This is a genomic window from Sphingomonas hengshuiensis (genome assembly GCF_000935025.1).
Taxonomy (GTDB): domain Bacteria; phylum Pseudomonadota; class Alphaproteobacteria; order Sphingomonadales; family Sphingomonadaceae; genus Sphingomonas; species Sphingomonas hengshuiensis.
The window spans coordinates 4,469,691-4,487,320 of sequence record NZ_CP010836.1 but is presented as its reverse complement, the minus strand read 5'-3'; the positions used below and the strand labels follow the sequence as shown (position 1 = coordinate 4,487,320).

Below are 17,630 nucleotides of genomic sequence, written 5' to 3'. Positions count from 1 at the left end.
TGGGTGAAGAACCGCTCCCTCCCTACGCCGGTGTCAACCGGATCAGGTTCAGCGGGTCGGGGGCTCCTGCCCCCCTCTCAAGCGCGGGTCGGCGCTCCCCCGGGGATGACGGTGTTGTAGGCGGTTAGCGGGGGCACGTCCAGCGCCACGCCGTCAGACGGAGCCGGCTGCGCCGGCCCCGCTGCCCGCCGTGGCGAGTCCGCGATTTGCTGACGCAAATCGCTGGCCGCCCGCATCAGAAACTGAAGGCGAACCCCGCAGCGCCGATCCACTGGCCCTTGGCGCCCGCGACGCTGACGATCGGCGAATCGGCGAAATCGCCGAGCATCCGGCTATAGGTGCCACCCGCGACGAGCTGGAGCCCGCCCGTCAGGTCGCCGGTCAGCGACACTGCGCCGCCCACGCCGGCGGTCCAGCTCTTCCACCCGCCGCGCGGATCATAGACTGCGAGGCCGCTCGCCGCCGACCCTTGCGGCGTCACGCCGAAATAGGTGCTGGCATAGCCATGCTCGACCCGGTCCGCCGAGCCGAAGATGCCGACCATCGCCTTGCGGCTGAGCGGAGTCATATAGGTGATCGAGGGGGTGAAGACCCCCGCGCCATGGACGCTGCCGACATCGTGGCGATAGGTGGCGGTGACCGAGAGCCGGTCGTAATCGCTGGTGATCACGCCGACCCGGCCGATGCCGAAATAGGCGCCCGCCTCGACCGCGGTGCTGATCTTGCCCAGCGCCTTGATCCGCGTGTCTTCGATCGCCTTGATGCTCGTCCGGTTGAGATTGAGCACCCCGACCGGCCCGGCCTGGATGTCCCAGCCGGGGCCGGGGCCATCGTCGAGCAGGTCGACGCTGAGGCGGTTGCCGACGAGCTGGAAATTGAACCCGCCGAGCCGCCCGGCAGCGGCGGGCACCGGGGTGAAGCGATAGTCGTTCGAGCCTTCGTAATCGGGGAGGATTGCGGCGCCTGCGCCGACGATCGCGAAATCGCCGCCGGTATCGGCGGGAGGGGGCGTTTCCTGCGCGAACGCAGGGGATGCCGCGGCGAGCGCGGCGATAAGCAGGACGGGGCGCAGGGCCATGGTGGAACTCCGGGGGAATGTTGCAGGTGCGAAACGCCGCCCCTGCCCGCCGGTTCCTAGAACAAGTAGCGAATCCGAACCTGTTGCTCTTCGGCACCAGCGCTGACTCCGAAGCGCGCGGCGGAAAAGCGCGGCGGGCCGAAGCCGATCGCCGGATTGCGCGAGAAACCAAAGCCTTCGCGCGGGATGCCCATCACCGTATCGAGCTTGCCATTGCCATTCTCGTCATGGATGATCGCCACCGCATAGTCGCCGGGGGGCAGGCCATCGATGCGGAAACGCCCGGCCTGGGCCGCGACGGTGCGGGTGATGCCGTTGCCGCCATCCTTGCAACTGGGGAAATTGCCCGGCGCCGCGGTCATGCACAGCCGCAGCACGCCCCGGCTCGAGCGGAGATTGCCGACCTCTACGTCAAGGCTGCCGACCGGCAGGAACCCGCCCAGCGTCGCCAGGCACGCGATCGCCGCCGCCGCGCGGGCCACGGAAGGTGCCCAGCCCCTTGTCGGTGCCGCACAGTCGATCCCAGACGCGGAAATAGAGGCCATAATTGCATCCATAGAAGTCGTGGTGGCGCTGGTGGTGGCTGGCCGTGATCAGCCACCCGCCGGCACGCCCCCGCGTGACGAAATCGGGAAACATCTCCCAACCCATGTGATTGGTCACACCCATAACGGTCATGATCGTCAGGACCACCCCGAGTGCGCCGACATGCACCGGAATCACGAAGACCAGTAGCGGAATTACCACAGCGCCGGTGAGCGCCTCGACCGGATGAAAGCTCATCGCCGCCCAGGCGGTGGGCGGGCGGCTGGCATGGTGGACCGCATGCGCGATGCGGAACCAGCGCGGACGGTGCATCCAGCGGTGCGTCCAATAGAACCAGCTATCGTGCGCGAAGAGATAGAGCAGCACCGATACCGGCAGATACCAGAGCGGCCAGGCATGGAGATCGGTGTAGATTCGCGTCCAGCCGAGATGCTGCCAGCTCCACGCGACGAGCCCCGCGGGAATGCCATAGATCGCCGCCGAGGCGAGGCTCCACCAGATTTCGCGGCGGATCTGCTTGTCGAGCCCGCGATACAGCCCCGGATGCCGCGCGCGCGTGGCCAGCGCGAACGCCCCCGAGGCGAGCAGATAGCGCACGCCGACGATCAGCGTCATCGCGATGGCGGACAGGGCAAGGCCGAGAAGCGGAGTCACCGGGGGGCTGTACCCCGTTCGCGGTCCGCGGTCACCGGTTAAGACGGGTGTCAGGCAGCGTCGCGCGCGGCGGTCTCCTCCTGGCGGACAAGCCTGTCGACGAGCCGGTTGAACAACGTCACGCCGCGATCATGCGCCGTCGGCATGACCGTCGGCGACGGCGTCATGTCGATCACCCGCTGCTGCGCCTCGATCATCACCTTGTCCTCGTCGAACGCCCGCGCGGCGATGCCCATCAGAATGTCGCGCTGGGCTTCGTCGCCATGCGCGCGGTGCGGACCCCAGGAGAAGAAATAGCGCGCCGTCCTGTCGGTCATCGGAGTCACGGCCTGGCTGGTGAAGGTGACCCCGCTCACTGCCGTGCCCAGGTCCGGGGCGGCGAACGCCACGGCCTGTGCGGTGCCCAGCGGGAAGACGCCGCCCGTCATGAGCAGGATGCCGGGAAGCAGGAAATCATAGGTCATGAAATTGTCCATCGGCTCCGCGCTCCTGCGCGACGCCGACCCATAGCTGTTCTCGGTCCATCGTTCGTAGCGGATGCCGCGCGCCAGCGGCGTTATCCGCGCCGGCGTGCTGGCAAATTGCGGCCCCGAGCCAAAGCTTTGCGCATGGACAAAAGTGAGGTGGCTGAAATCGAGGAGATTGTCGTTGATCAGCCGCGCCTCGGCTGCGTAATCGAGTTGCCCGTGGCCCAGGACATAGTCCGGCCGGTCGAGCCCGACGGCGTCGGGGATCAGCGCCGCGTCGGCGCGGGCGGGGTCCCCCATCCACACCCAGAGCCAGCTATGCCGATCGACCACCGGGTAGGCGCGGACGCGCGCCTTGGGCGGGACCAGTTCCTGGCCCGGAATCTCGACGACCTTGCCATCGGGATCGAAGAGCAGCCCGTGATACATGCAGCGGAGTCTTTCGCCCTCGCAGCGGCCGAGCGACAAGGGCGCGAGCCGGTGGACGCAGCGATCCTCCAGCGCGTGCAGCCCGCCCGAAGCCGTCCGCCACAGCACGATCCGGTCCCCCAGGATCGTCATCGCCAGCGGCTTGTCCACCGCCAGGTCCTTCGACCAGCCGGCGACGTACCAGGCATTTCGAACATAGCGCATCACGGCACCTGCCTTTTCCCATCTCGCCCAGCCAGATTGATTTAACGTTGTTAAATAGTCAAGGGATGGGGGGTGCGCAGACCCAATGGACCCGAACTCGACCGCGACCGGCTGATCGGCGCCGCTTTTGCGGTGCTGGCACAGGAGGGGCTCGACGGCCTGACCATGCGCAAGGTCGCCGCGCATCTCGGGGTCCAGGCGCCGGCGATCTACTGGCATGTCGAAGACAAGGCCATGCTGCTGGGCAGCATGGCGCGCGACATCTATGCCGACGCCTATGCTGCCTGCCCCGGCGCGCAGGACTGGCGCCAATGGCTCCTCCAGTTCGGCGCGGCGCTGCGCGCAAGCTTCGCCCGCCGCCGCGACGGCGCGCGGCTGTGCGCCACGGCCAAGCCCGTCGCGCATCCCGATCCCAAGGAGAACGCCGCCAGGATCGCCGCGCCGCTGGTCGCGCTTGGGCTCGACCCGCAAGCTGCGCTCTCGTTCCAGGCCGTGGTGATTTCCTATGTGCTGGGATGGTCGATGTTCGAGGCGAACGGCCCGATGCATGACTTTCTCGACCGAATCATGCCCTTTGGAGAGACGTTCCAGACCGGGCTCGACGCGATCGTCGGCGGCCTTTCGAACCCCTACGCGCACTGAGGGCCCGGGAAAGCGGCTGCGGTACCGCACCGCAACCCAGGGCGCGCGGTTGGGCCACCCCACACTCCCAGGTTTTTCCATTGGAACCGCCTGCCCCGTTCGGCTAGTCGCAGGCCATGTCGGCCACGATCCATTGCGACATCGCTATTGTCGGCGGGGGCCTGGCCGGGGGGCTGATCGCGCTGGCGTTGCGGCGCAAGCGGCCCGCGTGCAACGTCCTGCTGATCGAGGGATCGCAGCGCGTCGGCGGCAACCATCTCTGGTCGTTCTTTGCCAGCGACGTCGCGGCCGAGCATCGCTGGCTGGTGGCGCCGCTCGTCTGCCATGGCTGGACGCGCTATGCGGTCGCGTTTCCGGGGCAGCACCGCACGCTCAAGACCAGCTATTATTCGATCGAATCGTCGCGGCTCGACCAGTTGGTGCGCGCCGCGCTGCCGCCCGAGGCGCTGTTGCTGGGGCGGCAGGTGGAGGCGGTGACCAGCACGCACGTCACGCTGGCCGATGGCGATCAGGTCATCGCGAAGGGCGTGATCGATTGCCGCGGCACCGGCGCGCTCGACGGGTTCGCACTGGGCTGGCAGAAATTCCACGGCCGCGAACTCGAGCTGGAAATCGACCATGGCCTCGACGCGCCGCTGGTGATGGACGCGACGGTCGAGCAGATCGACGGCTTTCGCTTCGTCTATTGCCTGCCCTTCACCCCCAGCCGGATGTTCGTCGAGGATACCTATTACAGCGACGGCCCCGCGCTCGACACCAAGGCGCTGGGCGCGCGGATCGACGCCTATGTCGCGGCGCGCGGATGGAAGGTGCGGCGCGTGCTGCGCGAGGAAAGCGGGGTGTTGCCGGTGGTGATCGGCGGCGATTTCGACGCCTATTGGCAGGCGGGCGGGCCGGGCGTGGCCAAGGCGGGGATGCGCGCCGGGCTGTTCCATTCGCTTACCAGCTATTCGCTGCCCGATGCGGTGCGGACCGCGGTGCTGATCGCCGAATCGGGCGTGACCGATGGCGATGCGCTCCACGCGATGCTGTATCGCCATGCCCGGACGGGCTGGCGCAAGCGGCGCTTTTACCGGATGCTGACGGCCATGTTCTTCAAGGCGGCGGAGCCCGAGAAGCGGTATCGCGTGATCGCGCGCTTCTATCGGCTGAACGAAGGGCTCGTCCGGCGGTTCTATGCCGGGCAATCGACACTGCGCGATCGCGCGCGCATCCTGACCGGCAAGCCGCCGGTGCCGGTGGGCCGCGCGATCAAGGCCATATGGGGCCAGGCAACCTTGGGAAAGACACAGCGATGAAGCGGGCAGCAGTGATCGGCGCAGGGTTTGGCGGATTGGCGCTGGCGATCCGGCTGCAATCGGCGGGGGTGGACACCACCATATTGGAGGCGCGCGACAGGCCCGGCGGGCGCGGCTATTATTGGGAGAAGGACGGCTTCGTGTTCGACGCGGGGCCGACGGTGATCACCGCCCCCGACACGTTGCAGGAATTGTGGCGTTTGTCGGGGCACGACATGGCCGAGGATGTGACGCTCGTCCCCGTCTCGCCCTTTTACCAGCTGAGCTGGCCCGACGGGACGCGGTTCGATTATTCGAACGACGACGTCCAGCTCAATGCCCAGATCGCCCAGCTCGACCCCGAGGATGTCGCGGGATATCGCCGCTTCCTCGATTATTCGGCGGCGGTGTATGAGGAGGGCTATGTCAAGCTCGGGCATGTCGCGTTCCTCGACTTTCAGTCGATGATCCGCGCGGCGCCCGCGCTGATGAAGCATCAGGCGTGGCGTTCGGTCTATTCGATCGTCGCCAGCTATGTGAAGAACGAGAAGCTCCGCCAGGCGCTGTCGTTCCACACGCTGCTCGTCGGCGGCAATCCGATGGCGACCAGTTCGATCTATGCGCTGATCCACAAGCTGGAGCGCGATGGCGGGGTGTGGTTCGCCAAGGGCGGGACCAACCGGCTGGTCGCGGGGATGGTCAAGCATTTCGAGCGGCTGGGCGGGGTGTTGCGGCTGAACGATCCGGTATCGGCGATCGACACGCTGGGCGACCGGGTGACGGGGGTGCGCACCGCAAGCGGCTTTTCGATCGACGTCGACGCGGTGGCGAGCAATGCCGACATCGTCCACAGCTATCGCGACCTGCTGAAGGATTCGCGCAGTGCCCAGCGGACGGCGAGCAAGCTGGAGCGCAAGCGCTTCTCGCCTTCGCTGTTCGTGCTCCATTTCGGGGTGAAGGGGCCGGTGCCCGAAGTGCCGCACCATTCGATCCTGTTCGGGCCGCGCTATCAGGGGCTGCTCGCCGATATCTATGATCACGGCGTGCTGAGCGAGGATTTCTCGCTGTACCTCCACCACCCAACCGCGACCGACCCGAGCATGGCGCCCGAGGGGCATTCGACTTTCTATGCGCTGGCGCCGGTGCCGCATCTGGGCAAGTTCCCGGCGGACTGGAGCGAAGTCGCGCCGGTGCTGGAGGAGCGCATCCTCGACGAGATCCAGCGGCGGCTGATCCCCGGCCTCAAGGACCGGATCGTCACGCGATTCTCGTACGCGCCGACCGATTTCGTCACCGACCTGAACGCGCATCTGGGGTCGGCATTCAGCCTCGAGCCGATCCTGACGCAGAGCGCCTTTTTCCGCGCGCATAATCGCGACGATTCGATTTCGAACCTGTATTTCGTCGGCGCGGGGACGCATCCGGGCGCGGGGATTCCGGGCGTGGTGGGGAGCGCGAAGGCTACGGCCGCGCTGATGCTGGGAGGCAAGTAAGTTGAAGCGTATCGCAGTCTATTGCGGGTCGGCGACCCCCGCCGATCCGGTCTATATCGCATGCGCGCGCGACGTCGGGCGCAGCTTTGCCGAGCGCGGGATCGGCGTTGTCTATGGCGGCGGCAGGCTCGGGCTGATGGGCGCGGTCGCCGATGCGTGCCTGGAGGCCGGGGGCGAAGTGATCGGGGTGATCCCGCAGGCGCTGGTCCGCGCCGAAGTCGCGCATCGCGACCTGACCGAACTGCATGTCGTCGAGACGATGCACGAGCGCAAGGCGCGCTTTACCGAGCTGTCGGACGGGTTCCTGACGATCCCCGGCGGCACCGGCACGATGGACGAATTATGGGAAGCGATGAGCTGGGCACAGCTTGGCTATCACGCCAAGCCGGTGGCGCTGCTCAATGTCGCGGGCTTCTATGACGGGCTGATCGAGTTCGTCGCCAAGATGGGCCAGGTCGGGTTCCTGCGGCCGCAGCATCAGGGGATATTGCTGACCGACGACGACCTGCCCCGGCTGATCGAGCGGATGGCGACTTTCGAGCCGACCGTGCCGATCATCCGCATGCAGCGCGAAGACCTGTGAGCCACGCCGCGCATCCGATGCCGACGCGCGAGGCGATCGTCGCCACCGCGGGCGAATCGATCGGGCGCGGATCGAAGAGCTTCGCCGCGGCGAGCCGCTTGTTTGCGCGGCGCGAGCGCGAGCGGGCGTGGCTGCTCTATGCGTGGTGCCGCGCGTGCGACGATCTCGCCGATGGGCAGGAGGATGGGCACGGCATGGCGGCAGTGGCCGATCCGCAGGCGCGGCTCGACGCGATCCGGGTGCGGACGCAGGCGGCGCTGGACGGCGAATGGGTGGGCGACGCGGCGTTCGACGCGCTGCGCATCGTCGTCGCCGAGACCGGGATGCCGCACCGGCTGGTATGGGATGTGGTCGAGGGCTTCGCGCTCGACGCGGCGGGATGGCAGCCTGAGGACGAGGCCGGGCTGCTGCAATATTGCTATCATGTCGCGGGCGCAGTCGGCTGCATGATGGCAGTCGCGATGGGAGTGAACCCGCGCGACGCGGCGGTGCTCGACCGCGCATGCGACCTGGGGCTGGCGTTCCAGCTTGCCAATATCGCGCGCGACATCGGCGAGGATGCGGGCGCTGGGCGATGCTATCTGCCCGGCGACTGGCTGGCCGATGCCGAGATCGATCGCGGCGCGGTGATGGCCGATCCGACCAAGCTGGCGATGCTGGCGACGCGGCTGGCGGGGCGCGCCGAGGAATATGAGGCGAGCGCGCGCGGCGGGACGCCGGCGCTGGGGCTGCGATCGGCCTGGGCAGTGCTGGCGGCGGCGGGGATCTATGGCGACATCGCGCGCGCGGTGGCGGCCAGGGGCGCGCGGGCGTGGGACAGGCGCGTCTCGACGGGCAAGGCCGCCAAGCTCGGCTGGATCGCGCGTGCGCTGGGCCAGGCGGTGCGCCGCCGCGACCTGTATCGCGCGGCACCCCGCCCTGCGCATCTGTGGACGCGGCCGCGCGCGGATTAGGCGGGGCGCGTCACGCCCGACACGACGATGCCGCCGACCAGAGGTGCCGCCACTGCGGCGATCTGCATCCAGAGCGGGTACGGAAGCAGCAGCACGTTCGCCAGCCCGCCCGCCGCGACGAGAAACGCCACGATCCATCCCGCCGCGGGCCAGTCCGCGACGCGGAACGCCGTGGTGCCGCCCAGCAAGGCGCCCGCGAACCACGCGCCGATCAGCATCGTCTGCGCGCCACCCGGAGCCTCGGCAAGGAACGCCGCGACCGCCGGCGTGTCCGCCAGATCGGGAAGCGGGAGGGGCCATAGCAGATGGGCCAGAAGTTCGATTCCCAGGATCGTCGCCATCGCGACGACCAGCCCCGCGACGATTGCCAGCAGCCTCTGCATCTTCGCCCCCGCAAATTTGTTGCAGGCGCGAAACTATCGTAGAATGCGGCGCGGTTCCAGCGGTTCAGCCGCCCGAGCGTGCCGCAGGGGGACGCGCGTCGACCATTTGGTCGCTGGTGCGCTGGCAGGTGGCGCTGATCACCGGGAATTCGAGGTCGGTGTTGCGCCGAAGCGCGGCGGGCATCGCCTCCTGGCAGGCGACGATCGACGTGTAGCGTGCCGGCTCTACCCGCGCCTGCTGGCATGCGCCCGAATCATCGCCGCAGCCCATGATCGCGAGGACGTAGAGAAGCGGTTCCATCGTCATTTCCCTTCGGCTTATCAACGAAGCCACGGCGCGTGCGTTCCGCCCAGCCGTTGCATCCGGGCGCCAGACGCCCCAAATCGCGCTTGATGCCTCCCGAAAATCCTGATTCCGCGCCCGAGCGGCCGATGCTCGGCACGATGAAGCGTTTCCTGCCCTATTTGTGGCCCGCCGATGCGCCGCAGCTAAGGGTGCGGATCGTCGTCGCGATGACTCTGGTCGTCTGTTCGAAGCTGATCCAGGTGTTCGGCGCGCCCTTCGCATTGCAGGGGGCGATCGACCGGATGGCGGGGGGATCGCGCGACGGCATGTGGCTCGTGGTGGCGCTGGTCGTCGGCTATGCAGTCGCGCGGCTGGGCGGGGTGGCGTTCGACAATGTCCGCAACGTGGTGTTCGAGAAGGTCGGGCAGGTCGCGACCCAGCGGCTGGCGTCGGACGTGTTCCGCCACCTCCATGCGCTGTCGCTGCGCTTTCACCTCGAGCGGCGCACCGGCGCAGTGACCAAGGTGGTCGAGCGCGGGACCAAGAGCATCGATACCATGCTCTACTTCCTGCTGTTCAACATCGCGCCGACGATCTTCGAGCTGGTGCTCGTGCTCGGCATCTTCCTCCAGAAGTTCAGCTGGTGGCTCGTCGCGGGGACCTGCGCGATGGTGGTCGTCTATATCGCCTTCACGCGATGGGTGACCGACTGGCGCGCCAAGCTGCGCCAGCAGATGAACGACCTCGATACCGGCGCGGTCGCGCATGCCGTCGATTCGCTGCTCAATTTCGAGACGGTCAAATATTTCAACGCCGAGGTGCGTGAGGCGCGCCGCTATGACGACGCGGTCAAGGCCTATGCCAAGGCGGCGGTGGTGAGCGAGAATTCGCTGGCGTGGCTCAATATCGGCCAGGCGGTGATCACCAATGCGATGCTGGGCGCGGGCATGGCGCTGATCGTGTTCGGCTGGGCGCGCGGCGAATTCACGCCGGGCAATGTCGTGCTGGTGTCGACCTTGCTCGTCCAGCTGTTCCGCCCGCTCGACCTGCTCGGCATGGTCTATCGCACGATCCGCCAGGGCGTGATCGACATGGGCAGCATGTTCGACCTGGTCGACACCCCCGCCGAAGTGACCGACGCACCCGGCGCGCAGCCGCTGGCGGTGGCGCGGGGGCAGGTGCGGTTCGAGGGCGTGCAGTTCGGCTATGACCCCGACCGCGCGATCCTGAAAGGTATCGACCTCGACATTCCGGCGGGCGCGACCGTCGCGGTGGTCGGCCCCTCGGGTGCGGGCAAATCGACGCTCGCGCGGCTGCTGTACCGATTCTACGACCTTACCGGCGGGCGGATCACGATCGACGGGCAGGACATTGCGCGCGTGACGCAATCCAGCCTGCGCGCCGCGATCGGGATCGTGCCGCAGGATACCGTGCTGTTCAACGACACGATCGGCTACAATATCGCCTATGGCCGCGAGGATGCGACGCCCGAGGACGTGGCCGACGCCGCGCGCGGGGCGGCGATTGCGGGGTTCATCCAGTCGCTGCCGCAAGGATTCGAGACGCGCGTCGGCGAACGGGGGCTCAAGCTGTCGGGGGGCGAGAAGCAGCGCGTCGCGATTGCCCGGACGTTGGTCAAGAACCCGCCGATCCTGATCCTCGACGAGGCGACGAGTGCGCTCGACAGCCGCACCGAGGCGGACATCCAGGCGACGCTGGAGGCGATCGAGCAGGGCCGGACGACGATCGTGATCGCGCACCGCCTCTCGACGATCGTCCATGCCGACCGCATCGTCGTGCTGGAGGCAGGGCGCGTCGCCGAGCAGGGCACGCATGCCGAACTGCTGCGGCAGGGCGGGCTGTACGCCGAGATGTGGGCAAGGCAGGCGCAGGAGCGCGAGGCGGACACGGATCTGGCGGCGGAATAGCGCCGACCGTGGACAAAGGCCCGCCAGTTGCGGCTGGACCGTTGCCAAACCCGCGTTAGGATTGGCGCGATGGGGGACGAATCGCAATCCGTACCGGCGCTTGAGCCGCTCGCCTATCATCGCCTCATCGTCGAGCATCTGCGCGAGTACGAGCCCGAAATCTGGGCCTGGGGCAGTTCGCAGCAGACACGCGAGGAGCAGGTGCAGGAAATGCGCGCCTATCTGCTCCGCGAAACCTATCGCATCGACGCGGCGGCGCATCCCGAAGTGCATGAAGACATTGCGGCGGTGCTGGCGCGGCTCGAGATCGACGCGCCGGCCACGCTGTATCAGGCGGCGGACGGCGCGATGAACGCGGCGCTGTGCTTCGTGCCGGGCGAGATCCATCTGCTGTTCCACGGGCCGGTGCTCGACAAGCTCTCGCGCGAGGAACGGATCGCGCTGCTCGGCCATGAGCTGGCGCATTACCGGCTATGGTCGATCGAAGGCGGCGCCTATTACGCGGCGACCACCATCCTCGATCATGCGCTCGCCTATCCCGGCGCTTCGCCCAGCCATGTCGAGACTGCCCGCCTCTATCGCCTGCATACCGAGCTCTATGCCGATCGCGGCGGCGCGGTTGCGGCCCAGGCCCCCGGGCCGGCGATCGCCACCTTGGTCAAGACGATGACCGGCCTCGGCTCGGTCGATCCCGAGGCCTATCTCCGCCAGGCCGCCGAGGCGGAGAGCGACGCCAAACCCTCGCAGGGCGAAACCCACCCCGAAATCTTCGTACGCGCCCAGGCACTCGACAAATGGTGGCGCGGCGATCCCGGCACCGAGGCGTGGATCGAAAAGCGCGTTCGGGGGCCCCTGTCGATCGCGGCGCTCGACTTGCCGCGCCAGTATGAAGCAACGGCGATTACGCGCGGCTTCCTGACCCGGCTCGCGACGCATCCCGCCGCCGATGAGTCGGTCGGGACGCTGCTGCGCCGCACCTTCCCCGACTGGCAGCCGGGCGAGGCGGTCGTGAGCGACAGCGCGCTCTCGCCCGATCGCCTCGACGGCTCGTTTCGCGAGTATCTCGTATCGCTCAGCCTGGATGTCGCGATGGCCGATCCGGACCCGGACAGCCGCAATGCGATGCTGACCGCAGGCGCGGGGATCGCCAGCCTGTATGACGGGGTCGAGCCGTTCAAGGCGGCGCTGAAGCGCGACCTCAAATTCACCAAGCCGGCGATAGAACGCATCTTCGCTCCGTTGAAAAAGGCGAAAGCATGAGCGAGGGGCGGCCCGTCACGCTCAGCCAGCGCGTGGCCGAGGGCGGCGCCTTGCCGACCGAGGATCTCCTGCGCGCGATGCTCCCGTTGATGCGCGCAGTCGCGGCGCTGCATGCGATCGAGCGCGTCGCCGATCTGGGCGGTGACGCAGTGACCGATTCCGGCGACGGCGTGCTTGCGCTGGCGCACCCCGATGGCCGCCGCCCCAGCTATAACGACGCCCGGCTGCGCGCGGTACAGCCGCACGCCGGATCGGCGCTGCGCGTCGTCGGAGAATATCGCGTTGCGACCGATGTCGATACCGGCAGCACGATCGAGGATCTGCGAGCGCGCGGCGAGGACGCGGAGGCCGAATGCAAGCCCGCCTACCTCACCGGCTATCGCGCGTGGGAGCAGTCGATCGGCCATCATGACGCGCTGGCCGACATCTTCGTCATCGGGCTGATCCTCGCCAGCCTCGCTTGCGGGCTCGACCTGAACGACGAGGAGGACGTCGCGCGCTTTTCCGGCGCACAGGCCAATCTGTTCCGGCTCAACGCCGCGCTCCACCCGGTAATCGCCGCGCTGATCGTCGAGATGACTGCGCTGAAGCGGCAGGAGCGCGGAAGCGATCTGGAGGCGCTCGCGCGGCGGCTGGAGGGGTATCGCGACCAGCCCGGCGGCCTCGATGTCGAGCGCGCGCTGGTCGGGGCGACGGGGGCGAAAGGCCGCCGGGCCGCGGTGCTCACCCATTTGCGCGACCGGTTGTTCGACCTGTCGCGCCGCAACCGGCTGATCCATTTCCGCCCGACGCAAGCGAGCGTGAACCTCACCGTGGCCAGCGTGCCCGTGGTGATGCGGCTCGAATCGATCCGCGCCGACCAGCTATGCACCTGGGACAGCAAGTTCGCGGCGGAGGTGCTGGGCGGGGGCCAGATCGCGCTCGCCAAGTGGCTGCGCTTCGAGGACCAGCCTTATCTGCCCTCGGCATTCGACCGGATCATCCAGGAGACGCGGCGCGACCGTGCCGAATATGGCTTCAGCCATCTCCGGCTGGTCGCCGCCTTCCTCCACTGGCACAATCTCAAGGACGCACCGGGCGAGCGCATCCAGTCGCCCCTGCTCTGGCTGCCGGTCGAGGTGACCAGGAAGAAGGGCGTGCGCGACCAGTATCTGCTGCGCTGCCCCGGCACCGAAGCGGAGTTCAATCCGGCGCTGCGGCATTATCTGCGCCAACTCTACGATATCCAACTGCCCGAACGCGTCGATCTCGCCCAGACCTCGATCGAGCAGATCCAGGCCGACATCGCCGCGCAGATTCACCGGAGCGAACCGGGGGTGACTCTGGCGGTGGCGGACAAGCCACAGATCGAACTGATCCATCAAAAGGCAGTGCAGCGGCTCAAATTATTCCAGCGCCGCAAGCAGCGGACCTCCCGCGCCAGCGGCGTTTCGCGACCCGAGTTCAGCTACGAACGGGACGATTATCGCCCATTGGGCCTCGCCTTGTTCGAGAAATATGTGCGCCCCGCCCCGCTGCCCCAGCGGCTGGCGGTCGGCGGCAGGATGCCGGCCCGACCGGACCGCATCGTGGCGGGGGGCGATGCCGAGGCACTGACCTATGCGCTCGTGCGCGGCGAAGGGCATCGCTACCAATGGGAGATCGATCTCACCCAAGTCACGCTGGCCAATTTCAACTACAAGAAGATGTCGCTGGTCCGCGACTATAACCAGTTGATCGACGATGCCGTGCCGCCGCCCGCGTTCGACCGGATTTTCTCGATCGAGCCGCGCGAACTGGAGGCGGAGGCGCCGCCGGCCCTGCCGCTCGCCGAGCATCATTCGGTGGTGCCCGCCGACGCCACGCAGGATGCCGCGGTGGCGATGGCGCGGTCGGGCCGCAGCTTCATCATCCAGGGCCCGCCGGGAACCGGCAAATCGCAGACGATCACCAATCTGATCGCCGACTATGCCGCGCGCGGGAAACGGGTGCTGTTCGTCTGCGAAAAGCGCGCGGCGCTCGATGTGGTGTTCAACCGGCTCAAATCGGTCGGGCTCGACCGGCTTTCCTGCCTGATCCACGATTCGCAGGAGGACAAAAAGTCCTTCGTGATGGATTTGAAGGACAGCTATGAACGCTGGACCAGGCAGGATGACGGGCTCGACGCGCTGTGGGCGTCGCGGGACCGGACGCTTGCCGCACTGGCGCGCCATCTCGACCGGATCGCCGCATTCGACACCGCGACCCGCCGCGTGCCCGAGGCGACGGGCGCCAGCATCCGCGCCATGGTCCGCCGCCGCGCCGCGCTCCCCGAGACCGAAGCGCTTGGCCCTGCGGTTCGCGAACAATTGCCTTTGCTCACCGAATGGGACGCGCATCGCGGGCTGGCCGAGCGAATCCACCGCACGATGGTGGAGAGCTTCGGCCTTGCCAGCCTTGCCCAACACCCCTTTGCCCGACTTGCCCCCGATATGGTGGCAAGCGACCGCGCCTATGCCGAAGCCGAAGCGGCGATCGGAGACGGCGAGCGCCTGATCGATGCGCTCGACGCGGCGCTGGAGGACGAAGCGGTCCTGCTGTCGCCGGACACGCGGCTCGCCGATGCGCTGACGCTGGTCCGCGCCGCGCGACAGGCGGTCGAGACCAACCTTGCCGGCAATCTCGCGCTGCTCGATCCGGGATCGGCGCTGTCGAGCGACTTCGCCGCGGGGCGCGCCACGCTCGATCGCGCGCAGGGCGACGCCGAAGCCGCCGCCGAGGCAGCGGCGCACTGGCGCGATCCGCTGACCCCCGAGGATACCGCCGCGGCACTCGAACAGGCGCGGCGGCAGGAGCCGAGCTTCTTCAAGTTCCTGAGCGGCGCATGGCGGCGCCTCAAGCGCACCGTTCGCGAGCGCTATGATTTTTCGGCGCATGCCGTCGAACCCAGCATCACCACGGTGCTCGAACGGCTGGCCGCGCGGCATGCGACCGCCGCCGCCGATGCCGAGGCCCGCCGGGCGATCGCGCGCCGCTTCGCAACGGGCGATACCGATGCCCTCGCCGCTGCGCGCGATGACTGGGCGAATGCGACGACGCCGATGCTGCGCACGCTGATCGGCCATGTCCGCGCCGCCGCCGATCCCGCCGCGCTGATCGCGCGCGAGGCCGCACCCGCGGTTCAGATCGAGGCGCTGGCGGCGCTGTGCGCGCGCTTCCTCACCAGCGCGGACGACATGACCCTCGGCGCGCTGTCCGAAGCATTGCGCGACATGCGCGAGGGGCTGGAGGAACTGCCCGACCTGCTCCCGTTGCTCGCCGCCGCCGACGCAGCGGGGTCGCGCATGGCGTATGCGATGCGCAGCCTCGCCCTCGCCCCGCCCGCGATCGAGGCGCAGGTGATCGAAGAGGCGTTTGCGCGCATCCTGCGCGACGAGCCGGCGCTCCAGCGCTTCGATGCCGCAGAACTCGGTTCCAGCGCGCGGCGCGCCGCCAAAGCGCGGAGGCTGCTCCAGCGCGATAATTCGGCGGCGATCCTTGGCGTCAACCATCGGCGCTTCCGCGACCATGTGAAGCGCTCGATGCTGTCGGTGACGCAGCTCGACGCCGATGGTCGCAATTTCAAGCGCATCTATTCGACGGGGCGGCGCGAGCTCGAGCATGAGTTCGGCAAATCGATGCGCTACCGCTCGATCCGCGACCTGTCGGACGACGAGACGGGACCGGTGGTGATCGACCTCAAGCCGATCTGGCTGATGAGCCCGCTATCGGTGTCCGACACGCTGCCCCTGCATCCCGAGCTGTTCGACGTCGTGATCTTCGACGAAGCCAGCCAGATCCCGACCGAGGAAGCCGTCCCCGCGCTTTCGCGCGCGCCACAGGTGATCGTGGTCGGCGACGAGATGCAGCTGCCGCCCACCAGCTTCTTCGCGACCGCGCGCGACGAGGACGAGATGCAGGTCAGCGCGGAAGAGGATGGCGAGACCGTGGCCATCATCCTCGACGCGGACAGCCTGCTCAACCAGTCGGCGCGCAGCCTGCCGGCGACGTTGCTCGCCTGGCATTATCGCAGCCGGTCCGAGGCGTTGATCAGCTTTTCCAATGCCGCCTTTTACGAGGGGCGCCTGATCACCGTCCCCGACCTTGTCCTCGCCGATCCGTCCGCCGCCCCGGATCCGCTCCGCTCCGACGATGCAGCGTCCGCAGCCACTGCCGTCGATCGGATGCTCGCCCGCGCGGTCAGCTTCCATCCGGTCGCGGACGGCCTCTACGAAAAGCGCGTCAACGATCCCGAGGCGCGGCTGATCGCCGCCATGGTCCGCGATCTGTTGTTCCGCGAAACCGGGCTCAGCATCGGGATCGTCGCCTTTTCGGAAGCCCAGCAGACCGAGATCGAGGACGCGCTCGAGACGCTGGCGGGCGAGGACAAGGCGTTCGCGGCCCGGCTCGAAGCCGAATATGCGCGCGAGGACGATGGCCAGATCAACGGCCTGTTCATCAAGAACCTCGAAAATGTGCAGGGCGACGAGCGCGACGTGATCCTGCTCAGCATCTGCTACGCGCCCGATGCCAACGGCCGGATGGCGATGAACTTCGGCCCGATCAACCAGCGTGGCGGCGAGAAGCGGCTGAACGTGATCTTCAGCCGCGCGCGCCATCACATGGCCGTCGTCTCGACGATCCGCGCCGAGGCGATCACCAACACCCATAATGACGGCGCGCGGGCGCTGCGCACCTTTCTCGCCTTTGCCGAGGCGCAGTCGCGCGGCGACGCGGCGCATGGCCAGACCGTGCTCGCGACGCTCAACCCCGAGGCGCAGCGCGTATTTGCCCGCAGCGCGCCGACCGACGCGTTGCGCGATGCCCTGGCCCAGGCGCTGACCGCGCGCGGGCATGACGTCCGCGCCCATATCGGCAGCGCCAGCTTCCGCTGCGATCTCGGCATCCTCGCGCCCGGCGGAGATCGCTACCAGCTTGGTATCCTGATCGACGGCAACGGCCACGGTTCGGTCGAGGATCGCTATGTCTTCCAGCCTGCGATCCTGCGCGCGTTCGGCTGGAAGGTGATCGATGTGCCGTCGCACAGCTGGCTGCGCGATCCCGACGCGGTGGTCGCCCAGATCGAAGCGGCGCTGCGCCGCGAGGCCGGGGAGGACGACGATGATCCGTTCGAAGGATCGACGATGGCGCCGCCGGTCGTCAGCGTGCCGAAGACCAAAGCGAGTGACGAAACGCCCGCCCCCGGGCCCGACGAGCCATCGAGCGCGCTGGTCTTCAGCGAATTCCGCTTCCAGCAAGCGAGTTCCGACAAATTCTGGAAGATCGCGGTTTCGGGCGGCGAGATGACCGTGATCTTTGGCCGCACCGGCACCAAGGGCAGCACGGTGGTCAAGGTCTTCGAAACACCCGAACGCGCAAAGCGGGAAGCGGCCAAGCTGATCGCGGAAAAGGTCCGCAAGGGGTATTTGGAGACCTAGCCCGCTTGAAAA

The 17,630-nt window shown here is 67.9% G+C and carries 14 protein-coding genes and 1 riboswitch; of the genes, 8 read left to right on the top strand and 6 right to left on the bottom strand.

Annotated features, from left to right (window positions below; all coding sequences use genetic code 11):
• Positions 1–2: 2 nt before the first annotated feature.
• Positions 3–112, bottom strand: a riboswitch (TPP riboswitch).
• Positions 113–235: 123 nt separating this feature from the next.
• From TS85_RS20480 to TS85_RS20465, 4 genes are all read right to left on the bottom strand, one after another.
• Positions 236–1,078 carry a MipA/OmpV family protein gene (locus tag TS85_RS20480; RefSeq protein ID WP_044334696.1) on the bottom strand — a complete coding sequence of 281 codons (843 nt, stop codon included), beginning with the start codon at positions 1,076–1,078 and terminating at the stop codon, positions 236–238.
• A gap of 56 nt (positions 1,079–1,134) precedes the next feature.
• On the bottom strand, positions 1,135–1,560 hold the full coding sequence (locus TS85_RS20475; protein WP_227698555.1) for a DUF2141 domain-containing protein: 426 nt from the start codon (positions 1,558–1,560) through the stop codon (positions 1,135–1,137).
• A complete protein-coding gene (locus tag TS85_RS20470) occupies positions 1,490–2,239 on the bottom strand; it encodes a sterol desaturase family protein (protein WP_077228720.1) in 750 nt (249 codons plus the stop codon). Before TS85_RS20470 ends, TS85_RS20475 begins: the two co-directional genes overlap by 71 nt.
• A gap of 89 nt (positions 2,240–2,328) precedes the next feature.
• Entirely contained in the window at positions 2,329–3,378 is a 1,050-nt protein-coding gene (locus TS85_RS20465) for an aromatic ring-hydroxylating dioxygenase subunit alpha (RefSeq protein ID WP_044334695.1), read from the bottom strand.
• 72 nt (positions 3,379–3,450) lie between these two features.
• On the opposite strand from TS85_RS20465, the gene TS85_RS20460 reads away from it, so the two are divergent.
• From TS85_RS20460 to TS85_RS20440, 5 genes are all read left to right on the top strand, one after another.
• Positions 3,451–4,020 (top strand): TetR family transcriptional regulator, encoded by a 570-nt coding sequence (locus TS85_RS20460; RefSeq protein WP_044334694.1) that lies wholly within the window; start codon positions 3,451–3,453, stop codon positions 4,018–4,020.
• Between the two features lie 116 nt (positions 4,021–4,136).
• Complete coding sequence (gene crtY / locus TS85_RS20455) at positions 4,137–5,318, top strand: lycopene beta-cyclase CrtY (RefSeq protein WP_044334693.1); 1,182 nt, start codon at positions 4,137–4,139, stop codon at positions 5,316–5,318.
• Positions 5,315–6,790 carry a phytoene desaturase gene (locus TS85_RS20450; protein ID WP_044334691.1) on the top strand — a complete coding sequence of 492 codons (1,476 nt, stop codon included), beginning with the start codon at positions 5,315–5,317 and terminating at the stop codon, positions 6,788–6,790. The genes crtY and TS85_RS20450 overlap by 4 nt, the downstream gene beginning before the upstream one ends.
• Position 6,791: 1 nt before the next feature.
• Positions 6,792–7,373, top strand: coding sequence for an LOG family protein (locus TS85_RS20445; protein ID WP_044334690.1), 582 nt, complete (start codon positions 6,792–6,794; stop codon positions 7,371–7,373).
• A 17-nt stretch (positions 7,374–7,390) separates the two neighbouring features.
• The gene (locus tag TS85_RS20440) at positions 7,391–8,326 is read left to right on the top strand and encodes a phytoene/squalene synthase family protein (protein ID WP_044336710.1); all 936 of its coding nucleotides are present in this window, start codon (positions 7,391–7,393) and stop codon (positions 8,324–8,326) included.
• Here TS85_RS20440 and TS85_RS20435 read toward each other — a convergent pair.
• Together TS85_RS20435 and TS85_RS20430 are read right to left on the bottom strand one after the other, a co-directional pair.
• Positions 8,323–8,709, bottom strand: coding sequence for a hypothetical protein (locus tag TS85_RS20435; RefSeq protein WP_044334688.1), 387 nt, complete (start codon positions 8,707–8,709; stop codon positions 8,323–8,325). The genes TS85_RS20440 and TS85_RS20435 overlap by 4 nt on opposite strands.
• 64 nt (positions 8,710–8,773) lie before the next feature.
• Entirely contained in the window at positions 8,774–9,010 is a 237-nt protein-coding gene (locus tag TS85_RS20430) for a hypothetical protein (protein ID WP_044336708.1), read from the bottom strand.
• Positions 9,011–9,102: 92 nt separating this feature from the next.
• Here TS85_RS20430 and TS85_RS20425 point away from each other — a divergent pair, with 92 nt between their 5' ends.
• From TS85_RS20425 to TS85_RS20415, 3 genes are all read left to right on the top strand, one after another.
• A complete protein-coding gene (locus TS85_RS20425; protein WP_044334686.1) occupies positions 9,103–10,923 on the top strand; it encodes an ABCB family ABC transporter ATP-binding protein/permease in 1,821 nt (606 codons plus the stop codon).
• 69 nt (positions 10,924–10,992) lie between these two features.
• Positions 10,993–12,183: a M48 family metalloprotease gene (locus tag TS85_RS20420; protein ID WP_044334683.1), complete on the top strand. Its 1,191-nt coding sequence runs from the start codon at positions 10,993–10,995 to the stop codon at positions 12,181–12,183.
• Entirely contained in the window at positions 12,180–17,618 is a 5,439-nt protein-coding gene (locus tag TS85_RS20415; RefSeq protein WP_044334681.1) for an AAA domain-containing protein, read from the top strand. Before TS85_RS20420 ends, TS85_RS20415 begins: the two co-directional genes overlap by 4 nt.
• Positions 17,619–17,630 lie beyond the last annotated feature (12 nt).

Excerpts from the sequence above, each read along its gene's own strand:
- TS85_RS20440 (WP_044336710.1), top strand. The coding sequence starts at position 7,391 with ATGCCGACGCGCGAGGCGATCGTCGCCACCGCGGGCGAATCGATCGGG.
- TS85_RS20415 (WP_044334681.1), top strand. The coding sequence starts at position 12,180 with ATGAGCGAGGGGCGGCCCGTCACGCTCAGCCAGCGCGTGGCCGAGGGC.
- TS85_RS20435 (WP_044334688.1), bottom strand. The coding sequence starts at position 8,709 with ATGCAGAGGCTGCTGGCAATCGTCGCGGGGCTGGTCGTCGCGATGGCG.
- TS85_RS20430 (WP_044336708.1), bottom strand. The coding sequence starts at position 9,010 with ATGGAACCGCTTCTCTACGTCCTCGCGATCATGGGCTGCGGCGATGAT.
- TS85_RS20420 (WP_044334683.1), top strand. The coding sequence starts at position 10,993 with ATGGGGGACGAATCGCAATCCGTACCGGCGCTTGAGCCGCTCGCCTAT.
- crtY (WP_044334693.1), top strand. The coding sequence starts at position 4,137 with ATGTCGGCCACGATCCATTGCGACATCGCTATTGTCGGCGGGGGCCTG.
- TS85_RS20470 (WP_077228720.1), bottom strand. The coding sequence starts at position 2,239 with ATGACGCTGATCGTCGGCGTGCGCTATCTGCTCGCCTCGGGGGCGTTC.
- TS85_RS20425 (WP_044334686.1), top strand. The coding sequence starts at position 9,103 with ATGCCTCCCGAAAATCCTGATTCCGCGCCCGAGCGGCCGATGCTCGGC.
- TS85_RS20465 (WP_044334695.1), bottom strand. The coding sequence starts at position 3,378 with ATGCGCTATGTTCGAAATGCCTGGTACGTCGCCGGCTGGTCGAAGGAC.
- TS85_RS20480 (WP_044334696.1), bottom strand. The coding sequence starts at position 1,078 with ATGGCCCTGCGCCCCGTCCTGCTTATCGCCGCGCTCGCCGCGGCATCC.
- TS85_RS20450 (WP_044334691.1), top strand. The coding sequence starts at position 5,315 with ATGAAGCGGGCAGCAGTGATCGGCGCAGGGTTTGGCGGATTGGCGCTG.